General features: G+C 62.5%; 12 protein-coding genes. 10 read left to right on the forward strand and 2 right to left on the reverse strand.

The genetic code is table 11. The features are described 5' to 3' along the window. Positions 1–50: 50 nt before the first annotated feature. Positions 51–446, reverse strand: coding sequence for a hypothetical protein (locus LOY67_RS24425; RefSeq protein ID WP_265064799.1), 396 nt, complete (start codon positions 444–446; stop codon positions 51–53). After that, positions 443–5,311 carry an RHS repeat-associated core domain-containing protein gene (locus LOY67_RS28710; protein WP_413776155.1) on the reverse strand — a complete coding sequence of 1,623 codons (4,869 nt, stop codon included), beginning with the start codon at positions 5,309–5,311 and terminating at the stop codon, positions 443–445. Before LOY67_RS28710 ends, LOY67_RS24425 begins: the two co-directional genes overlap by 4 nt. Positions 5,312–5,724: 413 nt before the next feature. On the opposite strand from LOY67_RS28710, the gene LOY67_RS24445 reads away from it, so the two are divergent. The 10 genes from LOY67_RS24445 to LOY67_RS24490 all read left to right on the forward strand — a co-directional run bounded on the left by LOY67_RS24445 (position 5,725) and on the right by LOY67_RS24490 (position 18,657). After that, on the forward strand, positions 5,725–6,960 hold the full coding sequence (locus LOY67_RS24445) for an aspartate aminotransferase family protein (protein WP_265064800.1): 1,236 nt from the start codon (positions 5,725–5,727) through the stop codon (positions 6,958–6,960). Positions 6,961–6,981: 21 nt separating this feature from the next. Next, complete coding sequence (locus tag LOY67_RS24450; RefSeq protein ID WP_265064801.1) at positions 6,982–9,867, forward strand: AMP-binding protein; 2,886 nt, start codon at positions 6,982–6,984, stop codon at positions 9,865–9,867. Then, positions 9,864–10,826: a DMT family transporter gene (locus tag LOY67_RS24455; protein WP_265064802.1), complete on the forward strand. Its 963-nt coding sequence runs from the start codon at positions 9,864–9,866 to the stop codon at positions 10,824–10,826. The genes LOY67_RS24450 and LOY67_RS24455 overlap by 4 nt, the downstream gene beginning before the upstream one ends. Continuing rightward, complete coding sequence (locus tag LOY67_RS24460; RefSeq protein WP_265064803.1) at positions 10,819–11,286, forward strand: GNAT family N-acetyltransferase; 468 nt, start codon at positions 10,819–10,821, stop codon at positions 11,284–11,286. The genes LOY67_RS24455 and LOY67_RS24460 overlap by 8 nt, the downstream gene beginning before the upstream one ends. 101 nt (positions 11,287–11,387) lie before the next feature. Continuing rightward, entirely contained in the window at positions 11,388–12,605 is a 1,218-nt protein-coding gene (locus tag LOY67_RS24465; protein ID WP_265064804.1) for a Coenzyme F420 hydrogenase/dehydrogenase, beta subunit C-terminal domain, read from the forward strand. Next, entirely contained in the window at positions 12,602–13,948 is a 1,347-nt protein-coding gene (locus tag LOY67_RS24470; protein ID WP_265064805.1) for a 3-phosphoshikimate 1-carboxyvinyltransferase, read from the forward strand. Before LOY67_RS24465 ends, LOY67_RS24470 begins: the two co-directional genes overlap by 4 nt. Further along, a complete protein-coding gene (locus LOY67_RS24475; RefSeq protein WP_265064806.1) occupies positions 13,945–14,955 on the forward strand; it encodes an alcohol dehydrogenase catalytic domain-containing protein in 1,011 nt (336 codons plus the stop codon). The genes LOY67_RS24470 and LOY67_RS24475 overlap by 4 nt, the downstream gene beginning before the upstream one ends. 3 nt (positions 14,956–14,958) lie before the next feature. Further along, on the forward strand, positions 14,959–16,740 hold the full coding sequence (locus LOY67_RS24480) for a non-ribosomal peptide synthetase (protein WP_265064807.1): 1,782 nt from the start codon (positions 14,959–14,961) through the stop codon (positions 16,738–16,740). Further along, positions 16,733–18,031 carry a hypothetical protein gene (locus tag LOY67_RS24485; protein WP_265064808.1) on the forward strand — a complete coding sequence of 433 codons (1,299 nt, stop codon included), beginning with the start codon at positions 16,733–16,735 and terminating at the stop codon, positions 18,029–18,031. The genes LOY67_RS24480 and LOY67_RS24485 overlap by 8 nt, the downstream gene beginning before the upstream one ends. Next, on the forward strand, positions 18,028–18,657 hold the full coding sequence (locus LOY67_RS24490) for a thioesterase domain-containing protein (RefSeq protein WP_265064809.1): 630 nt from the start codon (positions 18,028–18,030) through the stop codon (positions 18,655–18,657). The genes LOY67_RS24485 and LOY67_RS24490 overlap by 4 nt, the downstream gene beginning before the upstream one ends. Positions 18,658–18,802 lie beyond the last annotated feature (145 nt).

Consider the following 18,802-nt stretch of genomic DNA (forward strand, 5'->3'; position numbering starts at 1 on the left):
ATATTGGAAGCTCAGAATAGGTAGCTTAAAGTCAGGAAACAGTAGCCATATTACTTTCTGACAGATTCAATCCAACTCCTGTAGAACAACTCCTGCTGGCGCGGCTCGTCTGCCAAATTTTTATCATCGTAGTCAAAAATGTATACTAAATCCTCGAGAGATGGTGTCACCCCTAACCTTAATTCATAGGCTTTCAATCCCAGCGACATTTGCGCTGACATCCCGGATGGGTGGACGTTCACCTTGGAACCTTTGCATAAAAACACGACAGCAGGATTATCTTGCCGAAGACTTGCAAAGCATTTATAAAAATTGCTGCCCGTATAAATTTTATCTACCCCATCGGCCTCAAAAAATGTTATCGAAACCTTCTTTGAATCACATAAGAGATGAGTCAAATTTTTCTCACCTCCCACACTGATATAAACTTTCACTTTTGAGATCATTTTCTTATTTTCCTGTTGGGATTCGGTATGGAACAACCAAACTCTTTACCATTCTCGAGAACTAACGTCGCACCAAGCACATCCTCGTTACTTATCTTCCCAGGTATGGCTATTTCTTTTTCTGCCCTAAACAAATATGCTGCACCCAACTTTTTCTGCAAGTCATACCCTGGCACCCTCTGAAGCGAGTACAAGTAGCCCATAGTCGTAAAATCATTAGTAGCGAATTTCTTCCCCACATTCCTAGAGTAGGAGGTAGGAATGAAATAACTAGGAGGATCATCACTATCCAGGGAGTGCAAAAATAAATCTTTGCTAAACCCCTTACTCTTAAATCCGTTTTCAAATACATCCTCCGGATCTCGCTCATCACCACGGTATAAATAATCATCTTCTCTCTTAGGTCCAGGTGTTTTTAGCTCACCCTCATCCACCTGAGCCTTACCCGCCGGATCCTGCTCCCCAACCGCCGGCCTACACCCACCCTTCCCCGGACAATCCACCAACCCCAACGGATCCACCCACCCCGTCGGGTTCAGGGTGTACCGATACCCATTGAGCCCACCCGCCAATTTGCTCGGGTCAGGCGTCAGGTAGCGGCCCGTTTCCGGATTGTAGTAGCGGTGTCGGTTGTAGTGCAGGCCGCTTTCCGGGTCGAAATACTGCCCCTGGAAGCGCAGCGGTTGTTCCAGTTGTTCGCCGCCGCCGTGTTCTATCGCGCGGACTTTGCCGTAGCCGTGGTAGCGCGCCGACCAGACGACCTGGCCGCCGTAGTGGGTCAGTTCCTGGGGCGTGCCCAGGTGGTCGAGGTGGTAGTAGAACGGGCAGGCGTTGAGGCCTTTGCCGTCGAGCAGTGCCAGTGGGCGGAAGGTGCCCGGTTCGTAGAGGTAGCTGCGGTGGTGCTGGCGGCTGCTTTCGGCGACGAGTTGCTCGCCTTGCCAGAAGAATTCGGTGGTCAGGCCGGCCACGGTCTTGCTGATGCGTCGGCCGAAGGCGTCGTAGCGGTAGGACGTTTCGCGTCCGTCTGCGGTGATGATGCCGATGAGGCGGTGTTGGCTGTCGTAGCGGTATTCGGTGACCAGGGCCTGGGCCTTGCCGCGGCGTTCGCGGATCAGGTTGCCGAAGGCGTCGTAATCGTAGTGGCGGTCGCCCTCCATCCGCAGGCGATTGCCCTTGAGGTGGGTCGGGCCGGGGCGGTCCTGCATCAGCAGGTTGCCGGCCGGGTCGTGGGCGAAGTGTTCCGTCGGTTCGCCGTGGGAATGTGCGATCCGGGTCAGCCGGTCGAGTGGGTCGTACTGGTAATCGCGCCGACCTCGATGGCTGTCGGAAAGGGCCGCGAGATTGCCCTTGGGGCTGTAGGCATAATCGCGCCAGAACAGCGTTTGCTGGTTTTGCCGCACGGTGTGGGCCTTGAGCCGGCCCTGTTCGTCATGTTCGTACTGGCTGAGCAGCAGGCCCTGTTGACGCTGAAGTTCGCGGCCGCCACGCAGCTGGTGTTCGGTGAGGCGGGCGCCGTTGAGGTCGATGGCGGTCAGCGCGCCACCCGGGGCATGGTGGTAATCGACCTGGCTGTTGTCCGGCAGGCGCAGGTGATTGAGCCGCCCGCAGGCGTCGTAGCCATAGCGCAGGGTGCCCCAGCCCTGGTGCTCGGTGATCAGCCGGTCCTGGGCGTCGTATTCGAAGGCCAGCGGATGGTCAGTGCCGTCATCGACGTCCACCAGCCGGCCCAGCCCGTCGTAGCGGTACTGGATCGTCTGGCCGTCGGGCAGGGTCTTGATCAGCAGGCGCCCGGTCGCGTCACGCTGGTAGGCGGTGACCAACTGGCTGCCGTCGGCACCGAACTCGATTTTTTCCAGCAGGTGCCCATTGGGGTCGTAGGCATAGGTGGTGCGTTGGCCGTCGAAGCCGACTTGCTGTCGGATCAGTCCGCCGGGGGTGTAGTCTAGCTGATAGGTTTCGCCGGACTCGTTCTCGATCTCGGTCAGCAGCAGCCGTGCCGAGTCGTAGCGATAATTCAGCGTGCTGCCGTCGGGATTGACGCGGCGGCTGACCCGGTGCAGGTCGTCGGCGTATTCGTAGCGGGTGATGCGGCCCTGTTCGTCGCGCTCGGCGGTGACCTTGCCGTAGGCGTTGTAGGTCCAGGTTCGGGTCGCGCCGCTGGGCAAGGTGGTCTGCAGCAGTCGGCCGACGGCGTCCCAGTGGTAGTGCGTCACCCCGCCGTGTTCGTCCTGGCGGGTCAGCAAGCGTCCCAGGGCGTCGTAGGTAAACACCCGCTGGCTGGCGTCGGGCAGGGTTTCTTCCGTCAGTTGGCCGAGCCGGTTCCAGGTGAACCGGTGTTCGCTGGCATCCGGGTAGTGGATCGCCAGCAACTGCCCGTGGGCGTCGTAGGCATAGCGGGTGCGCTGTTGATCCGGGTCGATGGCCTCGATCACCTCGCCGCGGTCGTTGCGCCGGTAGGTCCACACGGCTTTGCCGCGAGAACGGGCGTGCAGGAAACCGTTGCGGTATTCGTAGGACGTGGGCGCGTCTTCGGGCGGAATCAGCGCCACCAGCCGTCCGACTTCGTCGTAGCGGTATTCGGTGACGGCACCCAGCGGGTCCTGTTCGGCAATCAGCCGGCCCTGTGCGTCGTAGGCCTTGAGGTGTTCGCCGCCGTCGGGTTCGACCTTGCGCACCAGCCGCGCCCGGTCATCGTGGACATACACCTCCTGGCTGCCATCGAGGTGCCGGACCGTGACGCTGCCGTCCTCGCCCCAGCTGTAGCGCGTGTCCATCTGCGCAAACGAGGCCCAGTGCCGCACGCAGCGGGCCGCCTGTCCGGTGCCCTGCCACTCCCAGAAGAAGCTCGCGCCGCCGGCCAGTTGCCGTTGGAGGATGACGTGGGCATCGTCGTAGTCGTAACGCTCGCTTTCCCCGGCGGCGTTGGTGGCCTCGATCAGCCGCGAGCGCGCGTCGTAGCGGTAGGTCGCCAGGGTCTGTTCGGTGCGCCAGGCTTCGTCCAGGGTCAGGGCCGGGTGAAAGCTCTGGTAGTCGAGGGCGACGAGGTGGCGCTGCTCGTAGCGCAGGCGCAGGGCACGCCCGGCACCGTTGTCCAGGCGGCTGATGTCGCCATGGATGTTGCGCTGGATCGTCAGACGGTTGTCGTAGCGATCGCTGAGGGCGGTCAGATAACCGTCGCGAAAGTGTAGGAAAGGTGCCTGTTCGCCAGGCTGAGCGACGATCAGTTCGTCCGGCTCGCTGCCCAGGTAAATCGCCGCCCGGGCCAGGCTGTTGTGGATCGCCGGGCGCTGGGCGTTAGGCAGCGGAAAGGTGGTGCGGCGGTTTTCCTGGTCGATCCAGATGACCTGCTCGCCCTCAAGCCGCAGGCGGTGCGCCAGGGCATGGCTCCAGCCGCGCCCCAGGCCCACGTCCTGGTCCGCCGCGCTGCTGCGGTACAGGCGGGTGAAGACGAACGGCAAGCGGCCATCGAGCGTGCCGTCGTCTAGGGTCAGCAGTTCTTCGCCGGTGACCATCGACACCGGGCAGCCGTCGGTGCGGGTCAGGGCCACGCTGTCGGCGCTGTCGCCGTTGGGGTTTTTCGATTGGGCCGGGGCGTCGTCGTGGTGTTCGTGCTTGCTCAGTCGAGTAGAACCCTGGGACTTTTCCCGCGCCACTGCGGCCGGATTGCTGACCGACAGGGACGGCGCATGCTCTGGCGTGATCTGTAACGGGCGGACAGGGGTCGGTTTCAATGGCGCGCCCTGGGCGCTGACCACCACCGGTTTCAACACATCGGCATGCTGGTTGAGCCGCTCAGGGGCGAATTGGCCCAGTCGTTGGCTCGACGCCCGCAACCACTCCCGTGCTCGCCCGGACTGGAGCTGGTCCAGCACCTTGCCACTCATGCGCACGCCCAGGCCGAGGGCGCCGGTCAAGCGGATCAGCAAAAAATTGATCAGCACCGAGGCCCGTATCTGCCCGACGACTTCGGCCTGGTACTGGGGCGGCAGCATCCGCAACCAACTGGTGAATGCAGCCATGTGCACGAAGAGCAACGGCTCGTCGCTCAGCACCATCAGGCCTTTGGCAATCGCCTCGGATGAGGTCTTGAGCAATTGGTCGAGCTCGGCCCGGGTCAGGTACTCCAGCAGCTTCTCGCTGTTGGCTTGCAAATCCGCCAGCAGCTGGAAGACTTGTTTGACGTCACCCCACAGTGCCTGCAGGGCGTTTTCGAGGCCGCGCCAGTCGGCTTGCTGCAACAGGTTGTATCGCTCGAGAAACCCGGCATCGGAAAACTCCACCCAGAGCGGTTGAAACTGGGTTTCCCATTCCTCTTTCAGCCAGCCCTCGAGCTCGCCAATCACCCCCTGATAAGACGCGTACAGCGCCTTGACGTGATCCGCGGTGACCTCGGGGAAGAAGCTGATGCGATAAGGACGCCCCCGCCAGCATTCGGGAATTTCTAGGATGCCGCTGGGGCCGACGGTGTGATGGACCGGCTCGCCGAAGGTTTCCTTCCCCGGTTCACCGTCGATGACCGGTTCCAGCATCACCGGCGTGTTGCCGATCGGCACGAAACGCGCCGCCTGGAACATGTGCACCAGCGTCAGCGGGCCGCTCGCCGGACAGGTCGCCATGGTGGCAATGAAGGGTTCATCGAGGTTTTTCGGCGCCGCGAGGGCTACCTCGCTGCCGACCTTGAAGACCTGCTCGATGTCCAGCGCCCAGCCGGTCCAGAAGCTTTCGGCCCAGCGGTCGTAGTCGTTCAGGCAGTTACGAAAATCCGCCAGTACCGCTGCCGCATCGGGTTGATCGGGGTCCATGGCCGCCATCACCAGCGAGCCGATGACGTTGTTCAGGGCCAGGAGTTTGTCGGGGGCCAACATGCGGGGATCTCGCGGTACAGGGATGGACGCGAGACTTTGCCGGGGCGGGCTGGGGAAATAAGTCAGGGAAGGAGGTATTGGATGTAGGGCGATTCGCTAAATAAAAGGCACCCCATGAATAGGCATGGGACTGCGAGTCAGATCCAGTGGCCTGCACGCGAAGCTGTCGGCACAAGTCCCTTCGCCAAAAATCCGAGCGAGGCTGGTGGGATCATCTGTATTTCCCAGTATTTTCAGCAGTTATCGCTTTAATTTCGAAATCCGTGCGGACCTTGTTGACGGGGTAAATGCCTCTTCTAGTATCTCCCACCATTGCCAGCGTGGATGGCAAGGAAAACGCGTGCCAGGGTAGATAGCGTTGTGCCCCTGGGTATGCGTGTGAGTCACGGTCCGGCTTACTCAAGGTGACAAGGATGTTTACAGAAGCGGTCGCAATTTCCGTCAAGCGCAACGCGCCCTCCAGCCCTTCCATCGTTCGCGGCAAAGGCTGTTTTCTTTACGATGAGCAGGGCAAGTCCTTTCTTGACATGTCCGGTGGCAGTGGCGCGGCCAATCTGGGTTATCAACGTGAGGATCTGGTCGAAGCCATTCAGCGCCAATCCGCGCAGTTGATCCATACCGGCTGGAATATCGACAACCCGCTGCGTCATGAAGTGGTGGCCAAGCTGGCGGCTCTGGTGCCCTATCCGCGAGCTTCGGTCTTCGGTGCCGTCACCGGCGCCGAGGCGATCGAGGTGGCGCTGAAAATCGCCCGGGCCGCGACCGGGCACCAGGGTGTGGTGTATTTCGGCAACTCATTCCATGGCAAGACCCAGGGGGCACTGTCGGTAACCTCCAACGAAGGTTTCCGCAAACATCTGGCCGGCGACAACCTGCAACTCACGACACTGCCCCTGGACTACCACGCCGACCAGGAACCGGCCGCGGCCGTCGCCTGGCGCGAACAACTGGCTGAGCATCTGCATCGGGCGCAACAAGCGAATCGTTTGCCGGCGGCGCTGATCATCGAACCGATCCAGGCGGCAGAGGGTATGTATCCAGTCCCTCTGGCGCTGCTCGAAGCGATTGTCGAACTGGGCAAGGCTTTTGGCGTCATCACCATTTTCGATGAGATCTACACCGGTTTTGGCCGCACCGGCACCCCCTTCTTCTGCAACCCCCGGCTGGTGCCGGACTTGCTCGTCCTGGGCAAGGCCCTGGGCAACGGCCTGCCGATCTCCGCCGTCGTCGGTCGTCCGGAACTGGTCGACTGCCTCGGTTATGCCGAGCACTCCTCCACTTTCACCTTCATGCCGCTGGCCTGCGCGGTGGCCTCCAAAGTGCTGGATGTCTACCAGCAGGAGCAACCCTGGCAATGGGCGGCGAGCAATGGCGACTTTCTGCGCCAAGCTCTTGAGCGGCTGGCCGCGGAGGATTCGCGGGTGGTCAACGTGCGGGGTCGGGGCATGATGCTGGCGTTCGATTTCCAGGGTACGGACAGCGGTGCGGATGTGCTGGCGCTGCGCAACCGGCTGCTGGATCACGGCGTGATCGTGCGTACCGGCGGGAGCAATCCGGCGACGGTCAAGCTGACGCCGCCACTGATCCTTTCCCAGGCAGAAATCCAGGCATTCATGCAGACGCTGCTGGGCGTTTGCCGCTCCCTCTAACCTCGACAGGACAGAGCTATCATGTTGCAGGCTTTCACTCGCATGGCGGGGACCGATGTGGCGGGCATCATCGATGCCCAAGGCAGCCTCAGCTTCGTGGCGCTCGACGCACTGCGCGAGGCCATCAGCGTAGCGCTCGAGGCCCGGCAGCCTGCCGTGGTGGCGCTGTATGCCAGTCATGGCCGGGCCATGTACGCCGCGCTGATCGCCGCGCTGTCCTGTGTTCGGCGGGTGGTCTTCATCGACCCGACCAGCGACTTGGACGGCTTGGCGCCGACCCTCGAACACTTGGGCGTGACCCTGATCCTCAACGCGTCGACCCGACCCGGCCAACCGCTGTCGAGCACCTTACCGGTGATCGACGTACAGCGACTGGAACCGTTGCCGGTGCCAGTCGGACGCGAGTATCCCCTGCGCTGCCAGGAGTATGTGATTTTCACCAGCGGCTCCACCGGCGAGCCCAAAGCCATTGTGCAGAGGATCGAAGCCCTCGACCGGCACATCGACAATTACCGGGCCTACGTCGGCATCCAATCGCATCATCGGGTGCTGCAATTGGCTTCGGCAGGCTGGGATGCCGGGTTGATGGATATTTTCGCCAGCCTGAAAAGCGCCGCCACCTTGTGCAGCCTCAACCCCCGGGAACATGACTTCACGGCGGTCGAGGCACTGATCGCCGAACATGACATTGATGTTCTGCACATGACGGTGCCGTATCTGCGCGCCTTCTATACCGAGGCCAGTGCCCCCTATACGCGCGCCAAGCAACTGGTGATCGGTGGCGAGATCATCCACCCTTCGGACATCGAGCGTTTCAACCAGGCCTTTGCGCCGGGCTCGCAATTGTTCAACGCCTACGGTCCGACTGAATGCACCACGGCGCTGTACGCCCGACTCCAGCAGGGCGAGTCGTTGCCGGGCGCGACCTGGGCCCTGGATCGACCGGTCGAAGGTGTCTCGGCGGTGATTGCCCAAGTACCGGGGCAACCCTACGGCGAAGGCGTGGGGGAGCTGTTGCTTGATTCGCCGTGGATCGCCCGGCGCCTGGATCCGGCCAGCGGGCTGATCGTCGACTTGACCCAGCCCGGCCCGTTGGACCCGCATCGACCGTGCTACGCCACCGGCGACCTGGCTTGCCACGAGCCCGACGGCGCCATTCGCCTGCTGGGGCGCAAGGATTCCATCGTCAAGATCAACGGCCTGAAAGTCAGCCTGGTGCAGGTGGAGTCGGAACTCAAAGCGCTGAGCCTGGTGCGCGAAGCCTGTGTGCTCGCCGTCCAGACGGGCGATAACACGGCACTGGTGGCTTTCGTGATTGCGCGTGGCACCCACGTGACTGAAGACACGTTGCGTCAAGCGACCAAGGCCGCCCTGCCAGCTCAGCGGGTGCCGGCGCGTTTTATCCTGGTGGAACGTTTTGCCCTGAACCGCAACAACAAGATCGACCGTCAGGCGCTTGCTCAACTCGCCGCAAGCCCGGTATCGGCAACCCTCGCCGAGCAGTCCCCGGCGCCATTCTGGCAGGTCCTCGGGCAAGTGTTGGCGGGGCAGAACGTGGAACCTGCCAAGAGTTTTATCGACAACGGTGGTGATTCGCTGCGGGCCTTGCAGGTCGTCGCCACGCTCAAGCGAAAAGGCCTGGTGCTGGACCTTGAAGAACTGCTGTCGGATCAGCCACTGGGGCAATTGGAAATCCGGCCCGCCGCGGCCAAAGCCCGACCTGGGGCGCCCCGACCGATGACCAGCGGCTTGCCGAACCGACGCTTTCTCCACAGTCGCGGTATCGCCGACCTGGATCGCTGGAACCAGGCCATCGTGCTGAACCTTGCACCAGGCCAGAACCCGGAACGGGTCAGCCAGTCGCTGCACGCCCTGCTGCGCCACCATTTCATCGAACACGGGATACGAGATCTCGGCGTCCTCACCGGCTCGACGGACCTGCAAGGGGCAGTGGATCAGACCTGTGTGCACATATCCCTGAAGCAGGAACAGCCCATCTGCTTCAGTCAGACGCTGGGGGAGGACGGCCACTGTTTGATCCTGGCCTGCCATCAGTTCCAGATCGACCGATACTCCTGGATGTTACTGGTCTCCGAGCTGGACGACTGCCTGGCGCAGGGGCTTGAAACCATGGCCGGCTGGCCTCGGCCGACGGATTTTGCCGATTGGTTGCACACCTACCGGGATGCTCATGCCAGTACCGCTCACGAGGAGTTCTGGGCCGCGCTGCCCTGGGCCCGCTGCACGGAGCTGACGACACAGCGAGTCGACTTTCCGCAACGTGAAGCCTTTGAACGTGCCGAGCTTGCGCTGGGCCGGGTGCAGGACCTGCCGGATTGGGCCCAGGGCGTGGCCGAGATCAGTCATCTGCTGCTGGCGGTGATCCTCCGGGCCATGAGCCAAGGCGATGACAATCCGTTCCAGAAAGTCCATCTGCTGGATCACGGTCGAACCCTGGACAAGAGCGGCGCCGACCTGAACAGCGTATTCGGCTGGCTGACGGTGATCTATCCCCTGGTCATGCAAATTGGCAGCCTCGACTTGCAAGTGATCGCCGGTGAGATCAAGGCGTATCAGCAAGCGGCCCAAGGCATCGCCCACAGCTTCGGCAACCACTATTTCGGTACACCAGAGGCCGAGCGGCTCAAGGGCCTGTTCGATTGTGGCTACAGCTACAACTTCCTCGGCGCGGTCGAAAGCGAGTCCGGAACACGGGTCAGCGTGCACCCCCTGAGCCTGCAACTGATGCAGGGCAGCCCGAGCCACCACCTGGAGTTCACTGGCTACCTGGCCGACGGCCAGCTGTTACTGAAAATCGACTATGACCCACAGGTCTTCGGTGCCGAGCGACTGGCGCCATTGCTGGACAGGATCAGCGGCGCCCTGGAGTGGGGGAACCGCTCATGAGCACCACGTCGGACAAAAAAGCCCACTCACTGGTCACCGCGCTGATCTTCATCGGTTGCCTGCTGATCTGGTCCACCAACTGGATCGCCATTTCCCGGCAGGTGGAACACAGCGATGTCGGCTCTTCGCTGATGCTGCGGTTCCTGATCGCCTACCTGGTACTGTGGCTGTGGCAACGTCTGTTCGCCGCCCCCAGCAGCCGGGTCACACGCAAGGCGTACCTGCTGATGGCGACGGTGGGAGCGGTGTACTTCTATGCCGGCATCGGCCTGACCTACCTGGCTACCGCGTACCTGGGCAGCGCCCAGGTGGCCTGCCTCAGCGCCTTGGTGATTTTCTTCATCATCGGCCTCAAGCGCCTGTTCCTCCAGACGCCGATTGCCGTGCACAGCGTGCTCGGGGCGCTGGTCAGCCTGCTCGGCCTTGGCCTGTTCATGCTCGGCGCTCCGGGCCGACCGCTGTCGATGATGGGGATCGCCCTGGGACTGACGGCCTTCCTGGCGGTCGCCGTCGGTGCGGTGCTTTCCGAACATATCCAGAAAACCTGCAGCCTCGGCACCTTGCATATCAACAAGGTGGCCGCCGGCTGGGCCTGTGCTCTCTACGCCATCAGCCTGCTGCTGAGTGGCCATGAACTTCGGCCTCCCACGACCCCGATAGACATCGGCATCCTGTTCTACCTGGGGGTGGTGTGCTCGGCGCTGGTGTTCGTGCTGTTCATCGACCTGATCAACCGGATGGGCGCAGAGAACGCCGGGTATGTCGGCGTGCTGTACCCGATCGGCGCGAGCTACCTGTCGGTCTGGCTGGGCGAAACCCCACTCAGCCTGCATCTGATGCTCGGCAGCGCTCTGGTGGTGCTCGGTAGCCTGATCAACTTCAAGTTCCGCTACCGCCCTGCCGCCAGGCTGCCGTCAACACTGGCGCCCCAAAAAAGTGGAGTTCAACAGAATGACTGAGGTACGGATACGCCAGGCAACCACGGCCGATCTGGCCGGCATTTTCGAGGCTCATCGTAATTCGGTGGAACGTTTGTGCACGGCTGAATACAGCGACCGGCAGATCCGCATGTGGCTCGACGGGCGCTCACCGGAAACCTATCGCGAGGCCGTGGAGAATGGCTTGTTGTGGCTGGCCGAGGGCGATTCGATCGAGGGCTTCGTCGAAATCGACGGCAATGAAGTCAGCAAGCTGTTCATTCGAGGCGACGGTGCGCGGCGCGGTATCGGCAGTCAACTGCTTGAGGTCGCACTCGAGCAGGTGCGCGCCAGTGGGGCCAGGTCCGCTTACCTGGAGGCTACCCTGACCGCCGAACCCTTCTATGCCCACCACGGCTTCCAGAAGATCGGCGAAGGGACTTTCAGCCGCGGCAACAGCAAGGTTTCAATCGAGATCGTCAAGATGCAACGCCAGCTTTGACCTGACCGTCAACGGCCACTCAGCACAGGCAAGTCGCTCGCCCCTCAATCGACGGGGTGCGGTCGGCTGCACCCGGAAAATGGCACGCGAGGATTATCACTATGACAGGGATGTTGTTGAAACTGACGGTGCTCGACCAAAATCTATGTGCCGGTTGTGGCGCCTGCGCCCTGGTCTGTCCGGAGCAGGTGATCCACTTCGACCCGGATCGGGTGATCCCCTTGCTGGACGGCATCGGCGACAGCTGTGAAACCTGCTCCGAATGCCTGGCGGTGTGTCCGGGCCTGCAACCGGATACCGATCGCTCCGAGCTGGAGCTGTTCGGCCGCACCCGCCGCGCCGACGAGCGCTGGCTGGGGATCAGCCGCGCCGCCATCGGCGCCCGCGCCACCGACGAACACGTTGTCCGGCGCTCGGCCAGTGGTGGTACCGCCACCACGTTGTTGCTGACCGCACAGGAACACTTTGCCGTGGACCTGACCCTGACCATGGGCCGTCATCCCGAGCAGGGCTGGCGCAGCATGCCGCAACTGAGTGGTGCGCAAGCGGCGATCATCAATAACGCCCAGTCCACCTACCAACTGGCCCCCTACCTGAACGCCCTGCGTGAATGTTTCGAGCAGCGCCCCGCTGCGCGCATCGCCCTGGTGGGCCTGGCTTGCCACGTTCAGGCGATCCGCAAGTTGCAACGCCGGGACACGCCCATCGGACGCTGGGCCAGCCGCCAGATCGTCTGCGTGATCGAGACCGCCTGTTCGTCCAACACCTTGCCGGCCGGTACCCGCGGCATCATCACCGATGTGCTCGAGCAAGACCCGCAACAAGTCCGCGACATCAAGTATCGCGAAGGCGATTACCCCGGACGACTGCAGGTGACCCTGCTGGACAGCCAGACCTACAGCGTCGACTTCTGGGAAATCCTCGGCAAGCTCAAGGACAACAAGACCTTCCGTTGCCTCAGTTGCGGAGATTGGATGAGCGGCCTGGCCGACGTCAGTGTCTGCGATGGCGACCCCAATATTTTCGAAGCCAGCCTCAATGGCTCCGACGAAAAGAAACACGGTCGTGCGCTGATCCGCACCGAGATGGGCCAGGCCCTGGTGGACAGCGCCATCGCCCACGGGCGTCTGGAGAGCTGGGTGGTCGACCTGGGAGGCTTCAACCTGGGCCTGGAGCGCAAGAAAAACCGCCGGCGTTTCTACGAGACCCAGCCGCTGGTACTGCCTGCGGGACCCGGCGTAGGCGACCACTACGACGATGAGGCGCTGGTGGACGACGCTGAACTGATCAACCCCGCCAAGTACAGGAGCGCACCATGATCGATTACCCGGACCGGTCCATTGACTATACGCTGGCCGGCGAGCAGCAGGTCTGGGCCAATGTCGACGCCGAGCTGCCGTCGGACAAGTCCATCAGTCACCGCATGATCCTGTTTGCCGCACTGGCGCCACACCCGGTGCGCCTGCATGACCTGAACCGGGGCAAGGCCGTGACCCTGTTGCTCGACGCCCTGCAACAGCTCGGGCTTGAAGTCAGCCACGGCGAGGGGCCGCAGACACTGGAGATCAGCGGGACCTTCGCCGCCAGTACCCATGAGCGGCGCGTTGACCTGGGGCCCTCCAGCGCGGCGGCGCGCTTGTTGATCGGCATGCTGGTGGGCCTCAATGTACCGTGCATCGTCGACGGCGATGAAACCCTGCGCAACCGACCCTTCGACTGGATCGTCGAGCCGCTGAATCAGATGGGGGCTCACCTGGAATATCTGGGCCGGCCGGGGTCGCTGCCGATCCGTATTCACCAGGCGCCGTTCCAGGGTGGCGCCGCCCGGATCCGCATCGGCAGTGCCCAGGCCATCAGCACCCTGCTGTTTGCCGGGGTCGCGGCGCGCAAGCCGCTGTCCATCCATTATCCGGTGGTGGCCCGGGATCACACCCAGCGCATCATCGACAGCTTCGGTGACCGCTTGCGGGACAAGCATCTGCAGATCCACTACCAGCCCCTGAACTGTGAAGTGCCCGCCGAGATCAGCATTCCCCGCGACCCGTCGGCCATTGCCTATCCCGCGGCGTTGTTCCTGTTGTGCAACCGCCACCATGCCGGGCAGCGCCTGAGTTTCGATAACGTCTGCCTGAATCCGACGCGCCTGGGGTTCTTCAATTGGCTGGCGGACTGTGGTTTCAACCTGAGCATGGAGGTGGACGGCATTCGCCATGGTGAGCCTGTCGGTCGCTTGCTGCTCAGTGGCGGCGGTCAGCCCAGGGCCAGCGGGCTACGGGACAAGCATCAGTTCCACGCGATGATCGACGAAGTGCCGCTGGCGTTGGCCATCAGTTGCGTATTGCCGGGGTCGGCGACCTTCAGCGACCTTTACGAGCTGACCTTCAAGGAGTCGGACCGGATCGCTGCCACCCGCAGCATGCTCAATGCACTGGGCCTGGATTATCAGGTCGAGGAATATGACGTGCATGTCGTGGGTGGGCAAATCCCCCGAGTGGTGCAGGCGGTCCCGACCTTTGGCGATCATCGCCTGTCCATGACCGCCCATGTGTTGCTGCTGGCCCATGGGCTGCAAGCCAACATTCTCGAAGGGCATTGCTACCAGACCTCCTTTCCGGGTTTTGCCCGCTGCCTGGATCGCCTGACCGGGCGGGAGGCTCGATGAACGCCAGTCGATACACGCTGACTGCCTGTGGCGCCGATGGTGTCATCGCCTGCCATGAACCCATCGCTCCCCTGGCACCGACCGAAGTGCGGGTGGCCGTGGATTACTCCCTGGTCAGCCCCGGCACCGAACGTCACTATATCCAGCAGCTCCGGGACAGTGCCGAACGCTTGCCGCTGGGCTATTGCGCCGCGGGGGTCATCAGCTCGGTCGGGGCCCGGGTCAAAGACTTGCAACAGGGCGACCGGGTGGTTGCCATGGGCTGGAAGATCGCCACCCACTCCAACTGGATCCAGGTGCCACAACGACTGGTGTGCAAGGTGCCCGCACCACTGCCCCTGGACCAGGCGATTCTCGCCACCCTCGGCGCCACCGCCGTACATGCCGTGGATCGCGCGCAATTGCGGCCTGGGGAGCGGATTCTGGTGGTAGGCATGGGCCTGGTAGGCAAGATGCTGGGGCTGGTGGCCGCCTGTCACGACGCACAGATCTGGGTAGCGGACCTGAACCCGACCGCCATCGAGCCAGGCCTGCCGGTACAGGTGCTCGACCTGCAGGCCGAGCCGGGCACGATGGCTGGGCACTTCACGCAGATATTCCTGTGCATCGACGGCGACATCACAGCCTTGCTGCCTCGCCTCCTGGCACTGCTCGACCCTCAGGGCAACGGCCGTACCCGTTCCAGGCTGGTGAATGTCGGCCGGGTCAGCCTGACCCTGGAGCTTTCACCGCAAATGGGCAATGTCGACATCATCAACGTGTCGCGTTGTGGCAACGGCTATCGCGACGACGCCTACCATCACGGGCTCAAAAGCGTGCCATGCCTGCCAGGGGAGGCCACGGTGGACCGCAACATCGCCCGCTGCCTCGACTATTTGGTGAGCGCAACGGCTTGGATCAGCCGGCTGCAGCGAGTCGAGATGAGCCTGGCGCAAGCCTTGCTGACCTACAATTCAGCGGCATTCTTCGCCCCTGGAATCAACCTGATCAAGCACAGGGAAGCGTGACCCATGGGCCACCCATCGATTGTTTCGCGCCTGGATGAAATGTTCGTCCGCCACGCCTCGGACACGGCGCTGAGCTGCAACGGTGTGCAACTCAGCTATGCGGAGCTGGCGCAGCGTTCGACGCAGGTTGCCACCCACCTGACGCACCTCGACCTGGCGCCGGGAAGCACCCTGGCTCTGGACATCGAGCGCTCGATCGAACAACTGGTGCTGTTGGTGGGAGTGGTCCGCGCCGGTCTGTCCTATTGCTATCTGGATCGGGGCAATCCGCACGCCTGGAACGAATCGGTCTGTGAACGCATCGGCGTGCGCTGGCGAGTGACGACGTCCGTCGATGCAGGTCCGGGGCACCTGCTGCTCAAGGATCTGCTGGCCCCTGCGGACGAGCCGGCGTGCCCACCGCCGTTGTCCGGCGATGAGCCGGTGTACGTGAACTTTTCCAGCGGTACTACCGGCGCGCCGAAAATCATTCCCTGCACCCATCGCGGTGTACTGGGTTTCTGCGACCGGCCACGGCATTTTCCACTGACATCGGGTTTTCGCATGCTCTATGCGTCGAACCTGACCTTCGATGCCTCACAGTTCGAGATCTGGACCGCACTGCTCAATGGCGGCACGCTGCACATCCATGCGCCCGGCCCCTTGACCCTTGAGCAACTGCGCCGGCATGTCCATGAGCAACAGGTCGACAGCCTGTGGCTGACCTCGACGCTGTTCAACACCTTCATCGATATCGACCGTGAATGGCTGGTGGGCGTCAAACGGCTGATGGTCGGCGGTGAAGCGCTTTCGGCGCGGCATATCCGGCAGGCCTATGCCGCCGTCGACGGGTTGACCCTCTACAACGGTTACGGCCCCACGGAAAACACCATGGGCACCTGCGTTTATGCCATCCCGAGAGCGTTCGACAGCGAGCGGGACATTCCCATCGGGCACGCCGTGGACGATGCCACGTTGTTGCTGCTGCGGGCCGATGGCGAGGCGTGCACGGTGGACGAACCCGGCGAACTGCTGATTGCCGGTGATGGCCTGTCGCCCGGCTACATCGGCGACCCGGCATTGACCCAGGAGCGTTTCATCGACCTGCCCTGGCAGGGACGGCTGCTGCGTTGCTATCGCAGCGGCGATCTGGTTTCCCGCGACAGCAATGGGCTCTATCACTTCCATGGACGCACGGATGACCAGATCAAACTGCGTGGACAGCGTCTGTCGCTGAGCGAAGTCACCACAGCCTTCAAGCGCTTTGCGGGGATGCTCGACTGTGTGGTGCTGCTGGACGACCAGGGTACTGAGGCGCATCTGTTGCTGGTGTACCTGGAAGCCGACGGGATAACGCCACAGGCACTGGCCGAGTATGGCCGACGCAACCTGCCGCCTTTCATGGTGCCGCAACGTTTTGCCGGGGTGGAACGGTTTCCGCTGCGCACATCCGGCAAGCTCGATCTCGCTGAACTCAAACATCGCCTGTGCAGTGGAGAGTCGGCGCCCCGGCAGGATGATTCACCGCAGGGGCGCTTTCTCGCCCGTTTCGGCGTGCTCGCTCATGACCGTCAGGGCAGCTTCTTCGCCAACGGCGGCAACTCCCTGGGGGCGATCAAACTTGTGGCCACGGTAAACCAGCACTTGGGCTGGGAGTGCCTCGACCTGGAGCAGTTCTACCGGATGACCAGCCTCGACCAGTTGCTGGCCTGGCTGGAACGCCAACCCGGCCTGGCATCCCTGCTGGAAAGCGGCGCCGAGCATTACTACGTGATTCCATTGGAGCAGGAGCCCCGTCATGCCTGATATCCACGCGCCGTTCTCGATCAATACCCACCTGGGGCGGTTTGCCGTGGTGCGGGCCACCTGCGCCGAGCAGGCCCAGGGGACGCTGCGCCGTTGGCACGGGCTGTTGGACGCCGACGGGGATACCCGCTGGATCGGCTTGAACAAAAGCCAGTTATCGATGGTTTATGCCGAACTGTTCAACAAGGACTTGCGGGCCAACAATGTGCTCTACCTGTTCAAGCCCGAACGCCTGGCCCCCGCGCCGGTGGACCTGCAAGCCTTAGCGCAGGGCTTGTGTCGGCGGTATCCGCTGACGGCCTGTCGGGTCGCGCGGGTCGAAGGCGAATACTGTTTCGACCTGGCCCCCGAGCCACCGGCCCGTCTGCTACTGGACGAGGTGCTGGACTTCGCAACCCAGGACGCCTGCGTGGAGCACTTTCTCCAGCAGCCGCTGTCGCTGTTCGAACATGACCTGTGCAACCTGTTCAAGGTGCGCATAGACGGCACCCTGCACCTGGGGGTGTGGCTGCATCACATCCTTGGCAACCATGTCGGCCAGCTCAGTCTGCTGCGAACCGTGGAACAGTTGGCGCGTGACCCGCAGCCGTCGCAGCAGGCGGCGGACTTCTCCTTCATCGACAACAACCTGACACAGGCCGACGAATATGAGCGCCAGGCGGATGCCTGTAGCGCCGCCTGGGCGCAGGAAGCCGATGAATATGCCCCCTTGGCCGATGTCGCGACCCCGGCAGCGAGCGTGAAGGTCGTGCAACTGCGGGCACCGCTGGCCATCGACCCACTGAAGATGGCGACGCCGCAACGGCTGTTCTACCTGTTACGGGCATTTCGCCACAGCTGCGCCAGCACCCTGGCGATCGAAGCGCCGATCGTCAGCCTGCTGTTCGCCTGGGCCGACACTTCGGTGATCAGCGGTTTTTCCAGCCATACGGTGCCGGTTCCCCTGACACCCCAGTTGTTTGCCGGCGACAGCGATCCGCAAGCGAGCGTGCATTACCTGAACGCCAAACTGGCCCGGGCGATCATCGGCCATGAGGAAATACTCGCTGCGCTGGGGCTGTACGGTTTTACCCCGGCCTTTTTGTTCAACTTCGTCGAGTTACCGGCCAGCGATGCACAGTGGTTGCAGAGCTGGATCGCCAACCCGCTCACCGAACGGCCCAAGACCCTGCTCGACCTGACCCTGGTCAAGTCAGCCCTGGGCTGCGAGGTACTGCTCAACAGCTATCTGCCGCAGGACCGGGCCCTGGCCTTTCTCGAGTGTTTTATCGCGGCCGGGGAACAGCCATGAAGTTGCTCTGCTTTCCCGACTTCGTTGGCCATCCGATCTGCTTTTCCGCGCTGGCACGGGCACTCAAGGGACGCATGACCGTGGTGCCGATCAACTACAGCGACTATTGGCCCTATTCCAGTGTCGAGGTCCTGGCCCGGCGAATTGCCGAGGAGCATGACCTGACGGCGATGGATGGGGTGCTGGGTTACTCCTTCGGCGCCTATGTGGCGGGCTGTTGCCTGGCGCAAAGCGCGTCGCCGCGGGTACTGCTGGTGGACCCGCCGCTCCTGGTCGATCTACATGGCCTGACGCCGGCCGGCATCGCTGAACGCTTGGAGGCCGATCCGCAATACGCTTACATCAACGACCTGGTGGATGCACAGCTGGTCAGCCATGACTGTGTCCATGGCAATATCCTGCTGCTCTCCAAGTGGCAAGCCACACCGCTGGCGGGCACTGCCGTGGATGTCCTGCTGTCCGCCGGCCGCACCACCGTGGGACTGGCCCAGGCGCTCCAACTCGATCCGGCCCAGGACAATCGCTACTGGTGCGACGAGCAGCGTCACCACGGCTCCATCATCAACAGTCCTGGCGTGCCTGAGTGGCTTTTCGACCCCGTAGCCCTGCCACTGAGCAGGTTGTGAACGGCGAAATTCAACATCACAGGCACCGCTATCGCGAGCAAGCTCGCTCCCACATTTGAATGGGTTTCCACCCGCAGGCTGACTCACCGCAAGATGTAGACCGAAGCTCATTCCCAACAAATACCCACCAGCAACACCCCAACCT

The organism is Pseudomonas sp. B21-056, from assembly GCF_026016325.1.
Classification (GTDB): Bacteria; Pseudomonadota; Gammaproteobacteria; order Pseudomonadales; family Pseudomonadaceae; genus Aquipseudomonas.

Coding starts and splice junctions, on each gene's coding strand:
- LOY67_RS24425 (WP_265064799.1), bottom strand. CDS start 446: ATGATCTCAAAAGTGAAAGTTTATATCAGTGTGGGAGGTGAGAAAAAT.
- LOY67_RS28710 (WP_413776155.1), bottom strand. CDS start 5,311: ATGTTGGCCCCCGACAAACTCCTGGCCCTGAACAACGTCATCGGCTCG.
- LOY67_RS24445 (WP_265064800.1), top strand. CDS start 5,725: ATGTTTACAGAAGCGGTCGCAATTTCCGTCAAGCGCAACGCGCCCTCC.
- LOY67_RS24450 (WP_265064801.1), top strand. CDS start 6,982: ATGTTGCAGGCTTTCACTCGCATGGCGGGGACCGATGTGGCGGGCATC.
- LOY67_RS24455 (WP_265064802.1), top strand. CDS start 9,864: ATGAGCACCACGTCGGACAAAAAAGCCCACTCACTGGTCACCGCGCTG.
- LOY67_RS24460 (WP_265064803.1), top strand. CDS start 10,819: ATGACTGAGGTACGGATACGCCAGGCAACCACGGCCGATCTGGCCGGC.
- LOY67_RS24465 (WP_265064804.1), top strand. CDS start 11,388: ATGACAGGGATGTTGTTGAAACTGACGGTGCTCGACCAAAATCTATGT.
- LOY67_RS24470 (WP_265064805.1), top strand. CDS start 12,602: ATGATCGATTACCCGGACCGGTCCATTGACTATACGCTGGCCGGCGAG.
- LOY67_RS24475 (WP_265064806.1), top strand. CDS start 13,945: ATGAACGCCAGTCGATACACGCTGACTGCCTGTGGCGCCGATGGTGTC.
- LOY67_RS24480 (WP_265064807.1), top strand. CDS start 14,959: ATGGGCCACCCATCGATTGTTTCGCGCCTGGATGAAATGTTCGTCCGC.
- LOY67_RS24485 (WP_265064808.1), top strand. CDS start 16,733: ATGCCTGATATCCACGCGCCGTTCTCGATCAATACCCACCTGGGGCGG.
- LOY67_RS24490 (WP_265064809.1), top strand. CDS start 18,028: ATGAAGTTGCTCTGCTTTCCCGACTTCGTTGGCCATCCGATCTGCTTT.